This is a genomic window from Streptomyces sp. SS1-1, from assembly GCF_008973465.1.
Lineage (GTDB): Bacteria > Actinomycetota > Actinomycetes > Streptomycetales > Streptomycetaceae > Streptomyces.
Window position 1 is genome coordinate 1,018,949 of the sequence record NZ_WBXN01000004.1, and the last position, 18,247, is coordinate 1,037,195.

At 73.2% G+C, this 18,247-nt stretch carries 17 protein-coding genes and 1 pseudogene; 7 read left to right on the forward strand and 11 right to left on the reverse strand.

Features of this window, described 5'->3' with window-relative positions:
• Positions 1-81: 81 nt before the first annotated feature.
• Both F8R89_RS05740 and F8R89_RS05745 read right to left on the reverse strand, forming a co-directional pair.
• The gene (locus tag F8R89_RS05740) at positions 82-531 is read right to left on the reverse strand and encodes a DUF3037 domain-containing protein (protein WP_151782951.1); all 450 of its coding nucleotides are present in this window, start codon (positions 529-531) and stop codon (positions 82-84) included.
• Positions 528-1,292 carry a HipA family kinase gene (locus tag F8R89_RS05745; RefSeq protein WP_151782952.1) on the reverse strand — a complete coding sequence of 255 codons (765 nt, stop codon included), beginning with the start codon at positions 1,290-1,292 and terminating at the stop codon, positions 528-530. The genes F8R89_RS05740 and F8R89_RS05745 overlap by 4 nt, the downstream gene beginning before the upstream one ends.
• Before the next feature lie 231 nt (positions 1,293-1,523).
• Here F8R89_RS05745 and F8R89_RS05750 point away from each other — a divergent pair, with 231 nt between their 5' ends.
• On the forward strand, positions 1,524-1,967 hold the full coding sequence (locus tag F8R89_RS05750; protein WP_151782953.1) for a Rieske (2Fe-2S) protein: 444 nt from the start codon (positions 1,524-1,526) through the stop codon (positions 1,965-1,967).
• Here F8R89_RS05750 and F8R89_RS05755 read toward each other — a convergent pair.
• Positions 1,954-2,304: pseudogene (locus F8R89_RS05755) on the reverse strand (isochorismatase family protein); the annotation flags it as partial. The gene F8R89_RS05750 and the pseudogene F8R89_RS05755 overlap by 14 nt on opposite strands.
• A gap of 130 nt (positions 2,305-2,434) precedes the next feature.
• On the opposite strand from F8R89_RS05755, the gene F8R89_RS05760 reads away from it, so the two are divergent.
• On the forward strand, positions 2,435-2,902 hold the full coding sequence (locus F8R89_RS05760) for a pyridoxamine 5'-phosphate oxidase family protein (RefSeq protein ID WP_151782954.1): 468 nt from the start codon (positions 2,435-2,437) through the stop codon (positions 2,900-2,902).
• A gap of 22 nt (positions 2,903-2,924) precedes the next feature.
• On the opposite strand, the gene F8R89_RS05765 is transcribed toward F8R89_RS05760, so the two are convergent.
• Positions 2,925-3,824: a LysR family transcriptional regulator gene (locus tag F8R89_RS05765; RefSeq protein ID WP_151782955.1), complete on the reverse strand. Its 900-nt coding sequence runs from the start codon at positions 3,822-3,824 to the stop codon at positions 2,925-2,927.
• 74 nt (positions 3,825-3,898) lie between these two features.
• Between F8R89_RS05765 and F8R89_RS05770 the strand changes: the two genes are divergently transcribed.
• A complete protein-coding gene (locus tag F8R89_RS05770) occupies positions 3,899-4,834 on the forward strand; it encodes a DMT family transporter (RefSeq protein WP_192806053.1) in 936 nt (311 codons plus the stop codon).
• Between the two features lie 503 nt (positions 4,835-5,337).
• Here the strand turns inward: F8R89_RS05770 and F8R89_RS05775 are convergent.
• Complete coding sequence (locus tag F8R89_RS05775) at positions 5,338-6,669, reverse strand: aminotransferase class I/II-fold pyridoxal phosphate-dependent enzyme (RefSeq protein WP_151782957.1); 1,332 nt, start codon at positions 6,667-6,669, stop codon at positions 5,338-5,340.
• A gap of 35 nt (positions 6,670-6,704) precedes the next feature.
• Between F8R89_RS05775 and F8R89_RS05780 the strand changes: the two genes are divergently transcribed.
• On the forward strand, positions 6,705-7,388 hold the full coding sequence (locus F8R89_RS05780; RefSeq protein WP_151782958.1) for a pyridoxamine 5'-phosphate oxidase family protein: 684 nt from the start codon (positions 6,705-6,707) through the stop codon (positions 7,386-7,388).
• A gap of 46 nt (positions 7,389-7,434) precedes the next feature.
• On the opposite strand, the gene F8R89_RS05785 is transcribed toward F8R89_RS05780, so the two are convergent.
• The 4 genes from F8R89_RS05785 to F8R89_RS05800 all read right to left on the reverse strand — a co-directional run bounded on the left by F8R89_RS05785 (position 7,435) and on the right by F8R89_RS05800 (position 11,066).
• Complete coding sequence (locus tag F8R89_RS05785; RefSeq protein WP_151782959.1) at positions 7,435-8,382, reverse strand: DMT family transporter; 948 nt, start codon at positions 8,380-8,382, stop codon at positions 7,435-7,437.
• A 172-nt stretch (positions 8,383-8,554) separates the two neighbouring features.
• A complete protein-coding gene (locus tag F8R89_RS05790) occupies positions 8,555-9,559 on the reverse strand; it encodes an EamA family transporter (RefSeq protein ID WP_151782960.1) in 1,005 nt (334 codons plus the stop codon).
• Positions 9,560-9,643: 84 nt separating this feature from the next.
• The gene (locus tag F8R89_RS05795) at positions 9,644-10,174 is read right to left on the reverse strand and encodes a Clp protease N-terminal domain-containing protein (protein WP_151782961.1); all 531 of its coding nucleotides are present in this window, start codon (positions 10,172-10,174) and stop codon (positions 9,644-9,646) included.
• Between the two features lie 277 nt (positions 10,175-10,451).
• Complete coding sequence (locus F8R89_RS05800) at positions 10,452-11,066, reverse strand: PadR family transcriptional regulator (RefSeq protein WP_151782962.1); 615 nt, start codon at positions 11,064-11,066, stop codon at positions 10,452-10,454.
• 140 nt (positions 11,067-11,206) lie between these two features.
• On the opposite strand from F8R89_RS05800, the gene F8R89_RS05805 reads away from it, so the two are divergent.
• A complete protein-coding gene (locus F8R89_RS05805; protein ID WP_151782963.1) occupies positions 11,207-12,574 on the forward strand; it encodes a tetratricopeptide repeat protein in 1,368 nt (455 codons plus the stop codon).
• 70 nt (positions 12,575-12,644) lie between these two features.
• On the forward strand, positions 12,645-13,454 hold the full coding sequence (locus tag F8R89_RS05810; RefSeq protein WP_151782964.1) for a PhzF family phenazine biosynthesis protein: 810 nt from the start codon (positions 12,645-12,647) through the stop codon (positions 13,452-13,454).
• 95 nt (positions 13,455-13,549) lie between these two features.
• Here the strand turns inward: F8R89_RS05810 and F8R89_RS05815 are convergent, their stop codons facing one another.
• Positions 13,550-14,350, reverse strand: coding sequence for a CPBP family intramembrane glutamic endopeptidase (locus tag F8R89_RS05815; protein ID WP_151782965.1), 801 nt, complete (start codon positions 14,348-14,350; stop codon positions 13,550-13,552).
• A gap of 208 nt (positions 14,351-14,558) precedes the next feature.
• Here F8R89_RS05815 and F8R89_RS05820 point away from each other — a divergent pair, with 208 nt between their 5' ends.
• Positions 14,559-16,331, forward strand: coding sequence for a substrate-binding and VWA domain-containing protein (locus F8R89_RS05820; protein ID WP_151782966.1), 1,773 nt, complete (start codon positions 14,559-14,561; stop codon positions 16,329-16,331).
• A 30-nt stretch (positions 16,332-16,361) separates the two neighbouring features.
• On the opposite strand, the gene F8R89_RS05825 is transcribed toward F8R89_RS05820, so the two are convergent.
• Complete coding sequence (locus F8R89_RS05825) at positions 16,362-17,879, reverse strand: glutamate-cysteine ligase family protein (RefSeq protein ID WP_151782967.1); 1,518 nt, start codon at positions 17,877-17,879, stop codon at positions 16,362-16,364.
• Between the last annotated feature and the right edge of the window lie 368 nt (positions 17,880-18,247).

Consider the following 18,247-nt stretch of genomic DNA (forward strand, 5'->3'; position numbering starts at 1 on the left):
ACCTTCGATGCACGTGACGCTAGAAGTCCTGGCACGCGGTGTCAACGGCCACCGCGCGCATGTGATCCATTACCCGTCCCGTCACCGCACCAGCCGGTCGAGCAGCCGTTCGGTCTCGGCCGCCGGGTCGAGTGTGAGCCCGGTGTGCACGGGCCCCGGCTGCACGACGGTCGAGCGGGGCGCGATCAGCCAGCGGAAACGGCGTCCCGCGTCGTCGCCGGCGGCCTGCCCCGCATCCTCGGCGGTGCCGCAGACCCGCTCGACCGCGTCGAGGGTGGCCCGTACGCCCGCCACGTCGGCGTCCGGGTCCAGGGCGAGCAGCCGCCGCTCGTCGAGGTGGGTGCGGGCGCCCAGGTAGCCGCGGGCCCGGCAGTAGACGAGGACGCCGGCGTTGACGCACTCGCCCCGCTCGACCCGGGGGACGACCCGCAGCAGGGCGTACTCGAAGACGTCCCGTTCGTTGGCCTCGCCGCCGCGGATGATGTGGCGCTCGACGACGTGGCCCGCCATGTGGATGTGCCGCTCGCTCACGCGACCTCCTCGATCCCGGTGATGCGCTCGTGGACGGCGGCCGCGCGCGCGAGCAGCGGCCGCACATAGGCCCGCCGCAGGTCGTCGGCGGTGTCGAAGCCGGGCTCGCCGGCCAGCCAGGTCTCCGGGATCTCCGCGGTGACCTCCGTCAGCAGGTCCTCGGTGACGCGGGGCGCGAGGTCGGCCGCGGCGGCCGCCACGTCCGGCGCGAACCGGGCCAGTGCGTGGTCCGAGGCGTCGTAGGGGCGGGCGGCGGAGGCGTCGGCGCCGGGCCAGTTGTGGTGCCAGATCATCGTGGCGCCGTGGTCGATGAGCCACAGTTCGCCCTGCCACATCAGCAGGTTGGGGTTGCGCCAGGAGCGGTCGACGTTGTTCACCAGCGCGTCGAACCACAGGACGCGGCCCGCCTCCTCGGGGCTCACCTCGAAGGCGAGCGGGTCGAAGCCCAGCGCGCCGGAGAGGAAGTCCATGCCGAGGTTGGTGCCCCCGCTGGAGCGGAGCAGGTCCTGCACCTGCTGCTCGGGTTCGCCGAGCCCCAGCACCGGGTCGAGTTCCACCGTGACCAGCCGGGGCACCCGCAGGCCGAGCCGGCGGGCGAGTTCGCCGCAGACGACCTCCGCGACGAGTGTCTTGCGGCCCTGTCCGGCCCCGGTGAACTTCATGACGTAGGTCCCGAAGTCGTCGGCCTCGACGAGTCCCGGCAGCGAGCCGCCCTCGCGCAGGGGCGTGATGTAGCGGGTCGCGATGACTTCCTTGAGCATCGCCCCAGGTTACTGGCGCCGGCGCGCGGGTCCGGGGCCCGGTGCGCCGCCGCGCCGATAGCGGGCCAGGAGCGCTCGACAGCGGACCGACAGGGGTCGACAGCGGACCGACAGCTCCCCTTTACCCGCGCCCTAGGTCCGGCACGACAGGATTTCCGCAGCGTCTGAACAGGGGGTCCTCAGGGACCGTACCTCTCGGCAGATCACGAGTGACCGGAAGGAAACGTCAGCATGACCAGCGAATCAGTTCAGCCGAAGCCGGGCCCGAGCCGCCGTACCGTCGTGGCGGCGGTGGGTGCGGCGGGGCTCGCCGTCGCGCTGACCGCGTGCGGATCCGAGGACGAGGCGTCGGGCTCGTCCACGGAGCAGGGAGCGGCGGCGGGCGGCGGTGCCGCCCTCGCGAAGACGGCGGACATCCCGGAGGGCGGCGGCAAGGTCTTCGACGCCGAGAAGGTGGTCGTCTCGCAGCCCGCGGCCGGTGACTTCAAGGCGTTCTCGACGATCTGCACCCACCAGAAGTGCCCGATGACGGACCTCAAGGAGGACACGCTGTCCTGCGCCTGTCACGGCAGCCAGTTCTCCGTCCTGGACGGCAGTGTGAAGAAGGGCCCGGCGACCCAGCCGCTGGAGGAGAAGAAGGTCAGCGTGTCCGGCGACTCGATCACGCTGGCCTGACGCGCGGCGCCCGCGCCGGCCGGTCCACCACCTCGTCCGTGGTGACGACGCCGGCGACGAGCGCGAGGGTGGGGGCGATCATCGCGGGGGTGGACGAGGAGCGCACCCCGGCGATGGCGTCCCGCGGCACGACCACGACATAGCCCCGGTTCACGGCGTCGAGGACGGCGTTGGGCACGGCCACGTCGGCCGGGACACCGGCGACGACGAGCGTGCGGCAGCCGAGGTCGCGCAGCAGGGCGTCGGCGTCGGTGCCCTGGATCGGGGGCAGGCCGTGCATGCGGCGGACGACGAGGTCCAGTTCGGCGACCTCGATCGGCGCCGCCACACGGACCGCGTCGGAAGATCGCTGAGCTCGGCGTGCTGCGGCAACCACCGTTGCGTGGGGGCGGAGGACGACTCATCCTTTTCTGACGTGATGTCAGAGGATCTCTCCTCTGGCACGACGTGGGAGAAGAGGGGGCCGTATGACCGTCACTCAGCGCCGGGGCCGGAAGATCATGATGTCGCCGGGCGAGCTGGACGCGTTCCTCACCGAACAGCGCACCTGCCGGGTCGCCACGGTGTCCGCCGACGGCTTTCCGCATGTGAGCGCCCTGTGGTTCGCGTGGGACGGCACGTCGCTGTGGCTGTACTCGGTGGTCCGCAGCAAGCGGTGGGCCGATCTGCGCCGCGATCCGCGGGTGGCGATCGTGATCGACACCGGCGAGGAGTACGAGCAGCTGCGCGGGGTGGAGCTGTCCGGCACCGTCGACTTCGTGGGCGAGGCCCCGCGCGTGGGCGAGCTGTGCGCCGAACTCGACGTGCCGGAGACGCTGTTCGCCCGCAAGAACTTCGGCATCGAGGAGATGCCGCACGACGGGCGGCACGCCTGGATCAGGCTGACCCCGGAGAAGGTCGTGTCCTGGGACTTCCGGAAGCTGGGGGCGGCCTAAGGAACAGCCCTTAGCGGGCTTCTCAGACGGACTCCGCCGCCGAGCGCAGGGCCTGCACCGCCGCCCGGATCGACGGGCGGCGGTCCGCGTCCGCGCGCCAGACGGCGTAGATGTGCCGGTGGACGCTCTCGCGGACCGGCACCGCCCGCACGCCGGGCGGCATGGGGTCGCGGCCGAGCCGGGGGGCCACGCAGACGCCCAGTCCGGCGGCGACGAGGGCCAGTTGGGTGTGGTGCTCCTCGGCGCGGTGGGCGATACGGGGCTCGATGCCCTCGGTGCGCAGGGTATAAAGCAGCCACTCGTGACAGAACTCGCCCTCGGGCCAGGCGACCCATTCGTCGTCCGCGAAGTCCTCCATCGTCACCTCGGCGCGCTCGGCCAGCGGATGCCCCTCGGGCATGGCGATCTCGACGCGGTCCTTGAGGATGGACGCCTTCGCCAGCCCCTCGGGCATCGGCAGGGGCTTGTTGTACCAGTCGAGGACGACGGCGAGATCGGCGTCCCCGCGGAGCACCGCGGCGACCCCGCCCTCGGGCTCCAGCTCCCGTGACCGCACGCGCAGCGCCGGGTGTTCGGCGCGCAGCGAGGTGAGCGCGGCGGGGAAGAGCCCGCGCAGGGCGGTGGGGAAGGCGACGAGCCGCAGTTCGCCGACCACCTGCCCGCGCTGCGCCTCCAGGTCGGACTGGGCCAGTTCGACCTGGGACAGGATGCGCGCCGCGTGCTCGGCGAGCAGCCGCCCGGCGTCGGTGAGCCGCACGCCCCGGCCGTTCTTGGCGAGGAGCCGCTGGCCGACCTCGCGTTCGAGCTTGGACATCTGCTGGGAGACGGCGGAGGTCGTGATGTGCAGTCCCTCGGCCGCACCACTCACCGAGCCGTGCCGGGCGAGGGCGTCGAGGGTGCGCAGGCGCTCCAGGTTCAACATGTAAGCGATGCTACGAGATATCGTGCGGTAAATCTCGCTTGTGCTACGAGATCCTTGTGCCGCATCGTAGGGCCATGACCACCGCCACCACCCCGCGCACCCCGGCCGCGGCCCCGGACCTCCCGCGCTCCCGCACCCGCCTCGACTGGCGTCTGCGGTTCGCCGCCCTCTCGCTGATCTGGGGCTTCAGCTTCCTGCTGATCAAGGTGGGCACCGACGGGTACGCCCCCTTCCAGGTCACGCTGGGCCGGCTGGTGTTCGGGACGGCGGTACTGGCGGCGGCCATGGCGGTCAAGCGGGAGCGGCTGCCGCGCGGGGCGCGGACGTGGGGGCATCTGGCGGTGGCCGCGTTCCTGCTGAACGCGCTGCCGTTCTCGCTGTTCGCGTACTCCGAGCTGACGATCCCGTCGACGCTCGCCGGCATCTGCAACGCCACCTCGCCGCTGTGGGGCATGGCCCTGTCGATGGTCGCCCTCTCCGAGGACCGGCCCACGCGGGTGCGGGTCGCCGGGCTGGGGATCGGTTTCGTCGGCGTGCTGACGGTGCTGGGCGCCTGGCAGGGCTTCGACGGGCTGGACGCCAAGGGGACGGCGATGGCCCTGCTGGCCTCGCTGAGCTACCCGATCGGCTGGATCTACGTCCGCCGCACCCTCGCCGGGAACGGCTCCTCGCACCTGGCGCTGACCGGCGCCCAGTTGCTGCTGGCCACGGTGCAACTGGCCATCGTCACCCCGCTGTTCACGTCCCTGCCAAGCCGGTTCGCGCTGCTCCCCCTCTTCGCGGTGGTCGCCCTGGGCGCGCTCGGCACGGGGCTCGCGGTGCTGATCCAGTACGGGCTGGTCGCCGAGGTCGGTCCGACGACGGCCCAGATGGTCACGTACTTCATCCCGGTCATCGCCACGGCGGCGGGCGTGGCCGTCCTGGGCGAGTCCCTCGCCTGGTCGACGCCGGTCGGAGCGCTGATCGTTTTGGCGGGCGCGGCGCTGACACAGGTGAAGCGGGGCGCTTGATCCTGCGGGGCGGGGTGCTTGACCCGGCGGGGCGAGGTGCGTGGCTGTGCGGGGCGGGGTGCGTGGCTGTGCTGGGCGGGGTACGTGGCTGTGCGCGCGGGGTGCGTGGGCGGGCGGGGCAACTGACCCTGACCTTGCGGGGCGGGCGCCTGGCCGTACGGGGTGCGGCCCCGACCCTGCGGGACGCGGCACCCGCCCCTGCGAGGTGAGGCACCCGGCTGCGCGGGCGAGGCACCCGATCCTGCGCGGCGAAGCACCCGGCCGTACAGGGCGGGGCACCCGAGCCTGCGCGCCCAGGCACCCACCTGCGCAGGCGAAGCACCCGACCCTCGGGACGAGGCACCCCGCCATACGAGCCGGGACACCCGACCCTGCGCGGCCAAGCACCCGACTACGCGGGGCACCTGACCCTGCGCAGCAAAGCACCCCGACGGTACGTGCGAGGCATTCGACCCTGCGGGACAGGGCACCCGGCCGTACGGGGCCGGGCGCCCCCGAAGAACTCAGACGTAGCTCCGCACCGGCGCCCGGCCCAGCGCCGCCGCCACCGCGTCCGCCAGGGGTCCGGCCTCCTCCGGGCGCAGGGTGGACGTGGTGATCCTGATGCCGGGCGGCGCCGCCGTGCGGAAGCGGGCTCCCGGGGCGACCGCCCAGCCCGCGTGCAGCAGCCGGGACACGGCCCCGGTCTCGTCGGGCACCTGCACCCAGACGTTCAGGCCGCTGCGCCCGTGACCCTCGACGCCCCGCTCGGCCAGCGCCCGCAGCAGCAGGTCGCGCCGCTCGCCGTACGCCGCCGCCACGGCCGCCGGGTCGTGTCCGCCGTCGGTCCACAGCCGTACCACCGCCCGCTGCAGCAGCCTGCTGACCCAGCCGGCGCCGAGGCGCTGCCGGCCGCGCACCCGGTCCACGGTGACGTCGTCGCCGGTGAGCACGGCGAGGCGCAGGTCCGGTCCGTACGCCTTGGCGACCGAGCGGACGAACGCCCAGTGCCGGGTCCCGCCAGCGAGGGGGTGCAGGGGCAGGTCGACGATCCCGTGCCCGTGGTCGTCCTCGATCAGCAGGACGTCGGGGTGGTCCCGCAGCACCGAGCGCAGGGCACGCGCGCGGGAAGCGCTCACCACGGCACCGGTGGGATTCTGCATGCGGTCGGTGACGATGAGGGCCCGCGCACTCGAGGCGAGGACGCGCCGCACGTCCTCGGGCAGCGGCCCCTCGTCGTCGACGCCCACAGGGGCGAGCCGCAGACCGAGCGCCGGGACCAGATCGAGCAGGGCGCGCCATCCGGGATCCTCGACGGCGACGGTGTCGCCGGGCTTGAGGTGGGCCGCCAGGACCCGTTCGATGGCGTCCAGGGAGCCGGACAGGACGGCCGACGGACCGGACGGCACGCCGTCGGCGTCGAGGGCGGCCCGTGCGAGGCGTGCCAGTTCCGGCTCCACGGGGTCGGCGCCGTAGAGGACGGACTCCCGGTCCCCCTGTTCGCCGGCGGCCGCGAACGCCCGCGCGAGCGACGGCAGCAGCGCCGGGTCGGGGTTGCCGCTCGCCACGTCCCGGACGCCCTCGGGCACCTCGGCCCCGGTGTACTCGCGGCCGGTCGTGGCGGGCCTGGGCCGTACCCGGCTGCCCCGCCGGCCCGCGGTCTCGATGACCCCGCGCTCCCGCAGGATGCGGTAGGCGGCGGCGACCGTGTTGGGGTTCACCCCGAGACCGGCCGCCAGCTCCCGCATGGGCGGGAGCAGTTGACCGGGCTCCAGCTCGCCCGTACCCACGCCGCGCTCGACGCTCGACGCGATATCCGTCGCGCGCCGCCCTTCGATCCGATATTCTCCTAGCACAAACAACATTATGCACTAGTGCAATGGAGAGCGCCATGCAGGTGACCCAGCAGCCGACCCCGCCGCCCGGCGCCTACACGCCGACGGACCGCACCGCCCCCACCCGCTCCGCGGAGCGGGCGTCCTACGACAGGGAGTTGGTGCACGCGATACTCGACGAGGCGTACGTGTGCCATCTCGGGTTCGTCCGCGACGGCGCCCCGGTCGTGCTGCCCACGCTGTTCGCCCGCGTCGGCGAGACGCTCTACGTCCACGGCTCGACGGGCTCCCGCCCGCTGCGGATGACCGGCGAGCCGGACCCCGGGCTGCCCGTCTGCCTGACGGTCACGCATGTGGACGCCCTGATCCTGGCCCGCTCCGCCTTCCACCACTCGATCAACTACCGCTCGGTCGTGGTGCACGGCACCGCCCACCAGGTGACGGACCCCGAGGAGAAGCGGATCGCCCTGGACGCCCTGGTCGACCACGTCGTGCCCGGCCGGTCCGCCGACTCGCGGCCCGCGAACAAGAAGGAGCTGGCGGCCACCGCGGTGATCCGCCTCGACCTGGACGAGGTCTCCGCCAAGCTCCGCACCGGCGGTGTCAACGACGAGCCCGAGGACCTGGCCCTCCCGCACTGGGCGGGCGTGGTCCCCCTGCGCAAGGGCTACGACACCCCCGTCGGCGACGCCGCCCTCGCCCCCGGCACCACCGTCCCGGACTACCTCGGCACCTCCTGAGCACCGCGCCGGACGGGGCCCCGCGCGATGGCGGGGCCCCCGCGGCTCACGCCGGACGCGGGCGGTCCCGCCGGGCTCCCCGTGCCTCCGCCAGCGCGAGCCCGACGACGGACCCGAGCATCAGCAGGGTGCCCAGGCAGGTCGCCGCCGTGAGCTGCTCACCGAGCAGGAGCACCGCGAGCACCGCCGCGCTGACCGGTTCGAGCAGCATGATCACGGACACGGTGGCCGAGCGTACGGCGGCCGCGCCCGCGAAGTAGAGCGCGTACGCGAGCGCCGTCGGCACCGCCGCGATGTACAGCAGGAGCCAGCCGACCCGGGCGGGCTCGGCCGCGTGCGGCACGAGCCCCTCCGCCAGCGCGAACGGCAGCAGGCACACACTGGTCACCGCGAAGGCCCACACGGACGTGGAGGCGGCGTCGGCCCCGCCGTCCCGGCCCCACTTGCGGGTGAGCAGCGTCATCACGGAGTATCCGGCCGCCGACAGCAGCGCCAGCAGCACACCGGCGGGCCGTACGGTCGCCCCGGAGTCGCCGAGCGCCATCACACCGAGCCCGGTGAGCGCGCCGGCCACGGCCGCCACTCCCCCGCGCCCCAGCCGCTCGCCCAGCATCAGCCGGGCGCCGAGCGCGATGAACACGGGACCGGCGCCGAGCGTGACGACGGTGCCCACGGCGAGACCCGTCGCCTCGACGGCGGCGAAGTAGGCGGTCTGGAAGACGGCGAGGCCCAGGCCCGTGGCCCCGGCCCGCAGCACCTTGCGCCGCAGCGGCGCGGGGCCGGCCGCACGGGTGCGCGGACGCATCGCGTGGACGGCGAGCAGCAGCAGGAAGCCGACCGCGCAGCGCCAGAAGGACAACGTGACCGGCCCCATGTCACTGGCCCGGTAGACCAGGGAGGCGGCGGCGCCCGCAGTGCCCCAGGCGGCACCGGCGACGGTCAGGAAGAGCAGGCCACGCCCGACGGGCAGGCCGGACAGAGCGGTGTTCGACACGAGTGGTTCTCCGCAGACTTCCGAAACGGTGGAGGACCCGGCTCAGCGGGGTCCCGGGGACGCGTCTGCGGGCAGCACGGCACCGCCCGGCACAACCGGGCGGACGATCCGGAGGGCCCGCCTCAGGCGGCCGGAGGCGGAAGAACGCGTGTCATCGGCATGATGGCGCACCTTAGGCGACGTTTTCCGGCTCGGACAACTCGGATTCGACCCCGCCGGACGCCACCGGAGCGGGCGCCCCCTTCGCGGGTGCCGACGACTGCGCGATGAAGGCGCCGGCCAGGACGACGACACCGCCGACGATCTGCGGGGCGGACAGGTGCTCGCCCAGCAGGAACCAGGCCAGCACGGTCGCGATGACCGCCTCCAGGCAGGCGACGACCCCGGCGACCTGCGGCGAGAGCCGCCGTACCGAGACCACGCCGGTGACGTAGGCGACGACGGTGGCGAGCAGGACGATCCAGGCCAACAGCAGCACGGCCGGTACCGGCGTGCCGTCCATGTGCGCGGTGCCACCGAGCACGCCCCAGTCCATCGTCCACGGGCGGGCGACGACGGTGAGCACGGCGGCGCCGACCAGGAGGCCGTACGCGATGACCCCGAGCGGGTCGGGGGCGTCGGCGCCGGAGTCGCTGCCCTGGTCGGACAGGACGAAGTAGCCGACCTGGCAGCAGGCGGCGCCGAGCGCGAGGAGCAGGCCGAGGGCGTCGAAACCGAGCCCCGCCCAGACCTCGACGACACAGGCGAGCCCGCCCACGGCGAGGACCACGCCCACGGCGGCGGCACGCGTGACGGGCCGCCGCTGCACGAACCGGACCCAGCCGAGGACGAGCGCCGGCGCCAGGTACTCGACGAGCAGCGCGACCCCGACCGGGATACGGGAGATCGAGGCGAAGTAGAACGCCTGCACACCGGCCACGCCCAGCAGTCCGAACCCGGCGAGCAGGGCGGGCCGCCGCCGGACCAGGGCCCGATGACGGACGGCCAGCGGCAGCATCACGAGGGCCGCGCCGGCCACCCGCAGCCACACCACGTGGAGCGGGTCCAGCCCCGCCTCGATCAGCGGCTTCGCCGCCACACCGGACCCACCGAAGGCGATCGCGGAGCCGATCGCCAGACCGAGCCCGATCCCTTTGCCGCGGCCGGTCAGGCCGCTCTCAGACGTGCGCACCGGCACATGATGACAGGCGTTGACATGAGCGTCATCCCCGGTGACACCTGTCTCGTTGGCTGGACACGGGGGACGCGCCCGGGGTGGCCCTCAGGTCGTGAACGCGCCGGGCTCCTTGTCGAGCCGGGCGCGCAACCCGTCCACGTCGACGCCGGCACGGCCCAGCACCTCCACGGCACGGGCCCCCGGGTCCCGGACGAGCGCCCCAAGCAGATCGGCACCCCGGGCCAGCGGGTCGCCGCGGCGGGCCGCGCCCAGACGGCAGTCGTGCAGGGCCTTCGCGGCGAGCGGGGAGAGGCCGTCGTCGTCCGGTACGACGGGCGCGGCCCCCGAGTCCTCCACACTGCCCTGCCAGCGCAGGCCGTAGCCGATGCTGCGCTGGACGAGGTAGCCGAGCAGACGGGCGACCTGCGGTCCGTCACCGAGGACGGCATGGACGTCGGGGTCCTGTTCGAGGAGCGAGTGCAGCAGATGGGCCGTGTCGACGTGCCGGTCCCGGTCCCGGACCGCCCGGCGGCGGGCGCCGGAGACCACCGCCGCCAGCTCGTCGCTGAGCCGGGCGGTGTCCTGGCGCCGGGAGTCCTGTTCCTGGGTGGACTGCCGGGGGATACGGGGCTGCACATGTTCACCCCATCAACTATTTCGCGGCTCGGCATCCACGGGGGGAACCATGTCGGCGTCCCACGGGAAGTGGACACGCGGGGCCGGAATCTCCTCCTTGCGGAGGAGATCAGACGGAACACGGCGGAGCGGCGCGCGCCGCCTTGCCAAACGGCTTCCGCGCGCCCCCGCCGCGAACGAGACCTGACGGTTCATCACTATGTGGCCTGAACGGCGCCGGGACATGGCGAAGCGCCCCGCGGATCGCTCCGCGGGGCGCTCGTGATGACGGCCGGGCTCAGTCCTCGTCGGCGAGGATCAGATACAGCTTCTTGCGGGCCTCGCCGATGACGGCGAGCGCCTTCTCGCGCTGCTCCTTGGTGCCGGTCTTCCAGACCTGACCGAATGCCTCCATCAGGCCGAACCCGGCCTGCCGGATCTCCCCCAGCGCCTCCCAGTCGACCCCTCGGGAAGCCTCTTCCCACGGGGCCTCCGGGCCCGCCTCGGCCGCCTCACGGCCCGCCTCGGTCAGGGAGAACAGCTTCTTGCCGCCCTCGCTCTCACTGACGATCAGACCCTCGTCCTCCAGCAGTTGAAGGGTCGGGTACACCGAGCCGGGGCTGGGCTTCCACGCCCCGCCGCTGCGCTCGGCAATCTCCTGGATCATCTCGTAGCCGTGCATCGGGCGGTCCTTCAGCAGGGCGAGGATCGACGCCCGTACGTCACCGCGCCGCGCCCTCCCCCGAGGCCCGCCACGACCCCGGGGCCCCCACGGGCCGGGGCCGAATCCAGGTCCGCCGAAGCCCTGACCGCCCGGCCCGAACGGCCCGAAGGCGCCACGGCGCCCTTCGAACCCGCCTCGGCCGCGGCCTCCGTGACCACCGTGTCCACGCTCGAATCCATGGGAACGCATCCCCATCACTCCATCCATCGTTCATCCATCTTTGATCTGTCGCGATGCCTCAACGATATATCGGAAACAGTCGACCGACAAGCCTTTCCGAACTGCCCGACCGGGAGCTCTGTCAGAGGCGGCGTCTAGTGTGCGGCGCTGTGGACGCTGCTGATCTCGAACGCCGGGCCCGGTCCTCCGCGGGCTTCATCCCTTCCTCCCTGGTCACCCGGCTGCTCGCCCGCGGCCATGAGCGGGAGGTGGAGGTGCAGGCCGCACGCGGGGAGTGGTTCTGCGCGCGGGAGTGGGCGCGGCGGCTGGGTGAGCGGCGGCAGCAGGAGCGGGCATCGGAAGTCCTCGCCCCCTATGTGGCGACGGGCTGGTGGCCGGCGGTCCGGGCGCGGGCCGAGCTGCTGGAGGACTGGGGCCGGGCCGAGGAGGCGGTCGCCCTGTGCCGGCCGTACGTGGAGCGCGGGAACAGGCTGGTCCTGCACTTCTTCGCCGGCCTGCTGACCCGTCACGGCCGGGGCGCCGAGGCGTTCGCGCTGCTGCGGTCCGGGATCGAGGACTGGTTCCTCGCCGAGGCCCTGGTCGACGCCGCCGGCGCGGCCGGGATGGACGAGGAGACCGCGGCGCTGCTGGAGGACCGGATCGCGTCGGCGGCCCCCGCCTGTGAGGACCCGGACTGTACGAACGTCCGCCTCGAGCCGTGGAACGCGATCGACCTGCTCGCCGCGGTCCGGGAGCGGCAGGGCAGGACCGACGAGGCGATCGCCCTGCTGGGCCGCCGGGACAGCACGTCGGTCAACGACCGCGACGCGCTGGCCGACCTGCTGGCCCGGCACGGCCGGATCGAGGAACTGCGCGCGTACGCGGCCTCGGAGTACCACGGGCACGCCGTGCGGCGTCTGGCCGAGGTGCTGGAGGAGCGCGGCGACGTGGAAGAGGCGATCGCCGCCTACCGGGACTTCGCCGGCCGGCCCGACGGCCTGTGGCATGTGGCGGTCCCGTTGTCCGAACTCCTGGTCCGGTGCGGGCGGAGCGACGAGGCGATCGCGGTGGTGCGCGAGCTCGCCGACCGGCCCGGCGGCGCCGAGGACTGGGTCGTCGACCGGCTCTGCGACCTGTATGCCGAGCACGGCCGGGCCGAGGAGGGGCTGCACCACCTCGACGTCCTCAAGGCGCGCCGCGGCGGCGAGGAGGAGTGGCAGATCCTGCAGTTCCGGCTCGGCCTGATGGCCGGTCACGGTCTGCTCGACGAAGCGACCGAACTGGCTCGGAGCCACCCCGAAGGGGACACCTGGTACGCGGCCCGCGGCCTCGCCGGCCTGCTCGCCGCCGCCGGCCGCACCGAAGACGCCGTCGCCATGCTGGAACGGCACCCGGACGCGAACGCCTTGCCCCGCGCGGAGCGCCTGGTCGAGCTCGGTCGCGTCGAGGAGGCCCTGCGCGTCCTGCGGCAGCCCCCGCCAGGCGAGCCGGTCGTCATACCCCGCGCCGGCGACCGCTCCACCGAACCGCCCTTCTGAGCGGACACCGGTCCAGCACCCCCCGATTGGCCTTGGCCCTCCGCTCCCGGCACCGCCTACCGTCGGCGACATGCGCATTCGAATCGTCGACGCCTTCACCGACCGCCCCTTCTCCGGCAACCCGGCGGGGGTCCTCCTCCTCGACGCCTTCCCGGCGGACGCCTGGCTGCAGGACGTGGCCAGGGAGGTCAACCATCCCGAGACGGCGTTCGCGCACCGACTGCCCGAGGGCGGGGAGGCCGACTGGGCGCTGCGCTGGTTCACGCCCGCCGCCGAGGTGGCCATGTGCGGTCACGCCACCCTCGCCACGGCCCACGTCGTGCACAGCACCCGCACCCACGAGGGCCCCGTGCGGTTCGCCACCCGCAGCGGCGTCCTCGTCGCCACGCCCCGCGCGGACGGTTCGATCACGCTGGACTTCCCGACCGCCCCGCTGACCCCCGTGCCGCTGCCCGACGGGCTCGCCGAGGCCCTCGGCGCCGAGCCGCTGATCGCCTTCGACACCGGCCCGTACGTCGGCGACCTGCTGGTCGAACTCGCCGACGAGAAGACGGTCCGCGCCCTGGCCCCCGACTTCCGCGCGCTCGGCGCGCACTCCGAGCGCGGGGTCATCGCCACCGCCCGCGCCGAGGACCCCGCCCTGGGCCACGACTTCGTCAGCCGCGGCTTCTTCCCGAACGTCGGCGTCGACGAGGACGCCGTCACCGGGAGCGCCCACACCGCGCTCGCGCCGTTCTGGTCCGAGCGCCTCGGCAGCACCGAGCTGACGGGTCTCCAGGCGTCCATGCGCCCCGGCCACGTCCGTGTCGAACTGCGCGGCGACCGCACCCTGCTGAGCGGACGCGCGGTCACGGTCATCGAGGGCGAGCTGCACGCCTGAGGAGCCGCCGGGTACGGCGAAAGGGGGCGTACGAGCCGTTCGTACGCCCCCTTTCGCCGTACCCCCTCGTTACGTCTCCCGACGCGCCCGCCGGGTCAGGCCGTCGGCAGCCAGTCGACGCGGCCCGCCAGCAGGGCGTATCCGACGAACGCCCCGATGTCGAGCAGGGTATGGGCGACGACCAGCGGGCCCACCCGCCCCCAGCGCCGGTAGAGGAGGACGAAGACGACGCCCATCACCATGTTGCCGAGGAAGCCGCCGATGCCCTGGTAGAGGTGGTAGGAGCCGCGCAGCACGGAGCTGGCCACCAGCGCGGCGCCGGGCGTCCAGCCCAGCTGCCCCAGCCGCCGCAGCAGATACCCGACGACGATGACCTCTTCCAGGACGGCGTTCTGCGCGGCCGACAGGATCAGCACCGGGTACTTCCACCACACGTCCGGCAGCGCCTCGGGCACCACCGTCAGGTTGAAGCCGAGTTCACGGACGGCGAGGTAGAACGCGATCCCGGTGCTGCCGATCACCGCCGCGATCCCCGCGCCCCGGCCCAGGTCGAACCAGGGCCGCCCGCGGTCGAAGCCGATCGTCCGCATGCTCCGCCCCTCCCGCATGAGGAGGTGCGCGACCAGCGCGACGGGCACCAGCGCGCTGGCGATCCCGAACAGCTGCCAGGCCAGGTCCAGCCAGGGACGCCCGGGCGCCGCCGAGGCGTTGAGCGTGGCCGCCTGGTCCTTGAGGCCGCCCGGCTTCGTCACGGACCCGATGAAACTGATCAGGGCGGACACCCCGCTCGCGCCGAGCGAGAGCGCGAGGACGAGCAGCGTCTCGTCACGGAGGATCCGCCGTGCCGGCCGCTCGCGCGGAAAGGAATCGGCCAGGGGATCTGCCTCGCCCTGCACACCTGCCTCCAGTTGGCTAATCCCGTCTCATCCTGATCGCCGCCCCGCTAGGGTCTCGAAAAAAGCAACGAGGACCGTGCGGGGCCCGCCGTCGGGGGACGGGGTTCCGGTTCCGTACGGGGCGCACCGCCCGCACCGCCCCTCCGCCCGCCGCACGGCGGAGTGCGGCGCGGGAGCGGGCGGGGCGACAGGGAGGGGCACCACCGTCATGGGACGTCACAGCTTGCCCGATCAGTATGGAGCGGGCAGCGGCGACCCCCGTCGGCGCGCCTTCCGTCGCCGGCTGGCGCTGGTGACGGCCGTGGCGCTGACGGTGGCCGGCGGTACGGCCGCCGCGGTCGCGCAGGGCCTGCTCTCCTTCGGCACGTCGTGCCAGGACGACGCGGTACGGCTGAGGCTGCTGGCCGCCCCCGAGGTGGCGCCCGCGCTGCAGACGGCCGCCGAACGTGCCCGGCGTGCCGGTCTCACCTCGGACGGGCGGTGCGTGGCCGTGACCGTGATCGCCCGGGAGCCGCACCAGGTCGCCACGGCGCTGACGGCGGACGAGGACCCCGGCGCCGAGGTGTGGGTGCCGGACTCGCAAGCCTGGGTGCAGCGGCTCACGGCGAACGGCGGCAGCGCCGAGGTCTCCACGATCGGCCATGTCGCCACCTCGCCGGTCGGGGTCGCGATGGCCCCGGCCGCCGCGAAGTCGCTGGGCTGGCCGGACCGGACGTACACCTGGACGGAGCTGGCCGCGGCCACCCTGGGCGGCGGTCCCGTGCGGCTCGGGGCGGCCGACCCTGCGCGGAGCGCGGCCGGGCTGCTCGCGCTGACCCGGGTGAGCGCGGCCGCGGGCGCCGCGAAGGGCGGCGACACCCGCGCGGCGGGCCTGATGAAGGCGCTGTCGGAACGGGTCACCGACGGCGACGGGCAGGTCCTGGAGACGCTGCCGCGCGACACCTCGGACACCGAGTCGGCCAACCCCCGGCGCAACCAGGCGGTGATCCTCAGCGAGCAGGCCGCCTTCCGCTACAACGCGGCCACCGAGGACGCCCGTGACCTGGACTTCTTCTACCCGGAGGACGGGGCGCCGCGGCTCGACTACCCGTACGCGCTGCTCGACCAGACCGGGCTGACGACCGACGAGAGCCGGGCGGCGATCCGGTTCATGAGCTATCTCGACGACCCGGAGCAGCAGCGCCTGCTGGAGCGCCACGGCTTCCGCACGTCCGACGAGCGGGTGCCCGACGGCTTGGTCGAGCGGGCCGGCGGCAGCCCCTCCCAGCCGTACGCGAAGCCCGTGGACCGTCCGGCGACGGGGGTCGCGCTCCAGGAGTCGCTCGGCGTCTGGGAGATCACCGTGCGCAGCGCGCGGATCACCATGGTCGTGGACGCCTCCGCGTCCATGGCGGAGCGGGTGCCTGCGACCGAGCGGTCCCGTATGGACGTCACCAAGGCGTCGCTGCGCCGCGCGCTGGACACATTCACGGCGGACGACGAGATCGGCCTGTGGGACTTCTCCACCGCGCTGGACGGCGCCAAGGACTACCGCGTGCGCGTACCGGCCGGGCGCCTGGGGGACAGCGAGGGCGACGTCACCCAACGCGACCGCCTGGAGACGGCGTTCGGAAAGCTGAAGCCGGTGAAGGACGGCGCGACGGGCCTGTACGACACGACGCTCGCCGCGTACCGGGAGGCGACCAGGTCCTACGCGAAGGGCAGGTTCAACGCGGTGGTCGTCCTCACGGACGGCGTCAACGAGGACCCGGGCAGCGTCTCACGGGCCGGTCTCCTCGCACGGCTGGAGGAACTCGCCGATCCCAAGCGCCCGCTTCCGCTCATCATGATCGCGGTGGGCCCGGACGCCGACCGCGAGGAGGCCGACCGGATCGCGAAGGCCACCGGCGGCTCGGGGCACGAGGTGACGGACCCGGCCCAGATGGAGACGGCCATCCTGAAGGCGATCGTGAAGGCGGCGTCCCCGGACCGGCGGGGCTGACGGCGAACCGCCCGCCCCGCCGGGCGGTCCTCACACCGCCGGCACCGGCTCCGGCAGGCCCACCGGCCAGGTGTGCACGGGCTCGCCGCGGTGCATCAGCTCCCGGTAGCGCCGGGTGGTCGCGGCCAGCGCGGCGTCCCGGCTCAGCCCGGCCTCCAGGGCCCGGTGGAAGGTGGCCGCCTGCCAGGACGCGCCGTTGGTGCGCCGGCGGCAGCGCTCCTCGATGACGCCCAGGTAGAAGTCGCGGTCGGCCGGTTCGACCCCCCACGCGTCCAGCCCGGACGCCGCCAGCGGCAGCAGCTCGTCGCGGACGAGGCTGACGGCGTCGACCTCGGCCATGGCGCCGTGCCGTCCGCGGCGCGGCCAGCGCAGCCGGGCGTCGATGCCGTCCTTGCACGCGGCGTCGAAGTTGGCGGCGGCCGCTTCGAAGGGCATCCGGGTCCAGACGGGCCGCGTCTCCTCGGCGAGGGCGCGGACGACTCCGTAGTAGAAGGCCGCGTTGGCGATGATGTCGGTGACGGTGGGTCCGGCGGGCAGGACGCGGTTCTCCACACGCAGGTGCGGTACGCCGTCGGCGATGTCGTAGACGGGCCGGTTCCAGCGGTAGACGGTGCCGTTGTGCAGGACGAGCTCGGAGAGGGTGGGGGTGCCGCCGGCGTCCAGCACCTCGAGCGGGTCCTCGTCGTCGCAGATCGGCAGCAGGGCTGGGAAGTAGCGCAGGTTCTCCTCGAAGAGGTCGTACGCCGAGGTGATCCAGCGCTCCCCGAACCAGGTGCGCGGCCGTACGCCTTGCGCCTGGAGCTCGGGCGGGCGGGTGTCGGTGGACTGCTGGAACAGGGGCGGGCGGGACTCGCGCCACAGCTCGCGGCCGAAGAGGAACGGCGAGTTGGCGCCGACCGCGATCTGTGCGGCGGCGACCGCCTGGGCGGCGTTCCAGACGTCGGCGAAGCGGCCCGGGGTGACCTGGAGATGCAGCTGCACGGAGGTGCAGGCCGCTTCGGGCGCGATCGACTTCGAGGTGCACGTCAGGCGTTCCACGCCATCGATGTCGAGCGTGAAGTCCTCGCCGCGCGCCGCCACGATCTGCTCGTTGAGGAGCGCGTAGCGGTCCACCTCGGAGAGGTTCGAGGAGACCAGGTCGTCACGGTCGAGGGTCGGCAGAATGCCGATCATCACGATTCCCGCGTCGACCTCTCCCGCTTTTCGGTCGGCATATGCCAGCGACGTACGGAGTTCCTCGCCGAGCTGGTCGAAAACGCGGCCCTCCAGTCGGTGCGGGGCTATGTTGACCTCCAGGTTGAACATCGCGAGTTCCGTCTGGAAGTCCCGGCTGGCGATGCGCTCCAGCACCTGTCCGTTCAACATTTTCGGCATACCGTCGGCGCCGGCGAGATTCAACTCGATCTCCAGCCCCAGCAGATTCCTGGGACGGTCGAACCGCCGCTCCTCCAGCAGCCGCTCCAGCCCCGTCAGGCACTGCCGCAGCTTGTCGCGGTAGTGCTGACGATCGGACAGGTCGAACCGACCTGCCACGACCTTCTCCCCCATCGATGTCCTCCTCGGATGGGCGGGCCGAGGATCGGCCGCCGGTCTCGCGGGTCAGGTGGGATGATGCCCAGCCAAGGCGATCGATAACGTGCCCGCCCGGGCGTGTGGCCCGCTAGTCTGTTCCGATGTGACCGGTGGCACATTCACCGGGCAAGCGGCACAGCGCGGTTTCCGCGGGTTCACGAACTCGTGAAAAACGCCGACGACAATTGGCCGACCGCGCCCCGGACGTTTTTCGAGGTCATCACCACACCTCCGGCCGGCAATGGGGATTTTCTCCCGCATATCGCCGACCGAATGCACCCTTGCCGTGTACACCAGGATCGGCTAGACGAAACATCATCTGAACAGTCGTCGTATAAACTGCG

What these genes read in the sequence shown, in the direction of transcription:
- F8R89_RS05745 (WP_151782952.1), bottom strand. Translation starts at nt 1,292, where the DNA reads ATGCTCAAGGAAGTCATCGCGACCCGCTACATCACGCCCCTGCGCGAG.
- F8R89_RS05750 (WP_151782953.1), top strand. Translation starts at nt 1,524, where the DNA reads ATGACCAGCGAATCAGTTCAGCCGAAGCCGGGCCCGAGCCGCCGTACC.
- F8R89_RS05760 (WP_151782954.1), top strand. Translation starts at nt 2,435, where the DNA reads ATGACCGTCACTCAGCGCCGGGGCCGGAAGATCATGATGTCGCCGGGC.
- F8R89_RS05765 (WP_151782955.1), bottom strand. Translation starts at nt 3,824, where the DNA reads ATGTTGAACCTGGAGCGCCTGCGCACCCTCGACGCCCTCGCCCGGCAC.
- F8R89_RS05770 (WP_192806053.1), top strand. Translation starts at nt 3,899, where the DNA reads ATGACCACCGCCACCACCCCGCGCACCCCGGCCGCGGCCCCGGACCTC.
- F8R89_RS05780 (WP_151782958.1), top strand. Translation starts at nt 6,705, where the DNA reads ATGCAGGTGACCCAGCAGCCGACCCCGCCGCCCGGCGCCTACACGCCG.
- F8R89_RS05800 (WP_151782962.1), bottom strand. Translation starts at nt 11,066, where the DNA reads ATGCGTTCCCATGGATTCGAGCGTGGACACGGTGGTCACGGAGGCCGC.
- F8R89_RS05810 (WP_151782964.1), top strand. Translation starts at nt 12,645, where the DNA reads ATGCGCATTCGAATCGTCGACGCCTTCACCGACCGCCCCTTCTCCGGC.
- F8R89_RS05820 (WP_151782966.1), top strand. Translation starts at nt 14,559, where the DNA reads ATGGGACGTCACAGCTTGCCCGATCAGTATGGAGCGGGCAGCGGCGAC.
- F8R89_RS05825 (WP_151782967.1), bottom strand. Translation starts at nt 17,879, where the DNA reads ATGGGGGAGAAGGTCGTGGCAGGTCGGTTCGACCTGTCCGATCGTCAG.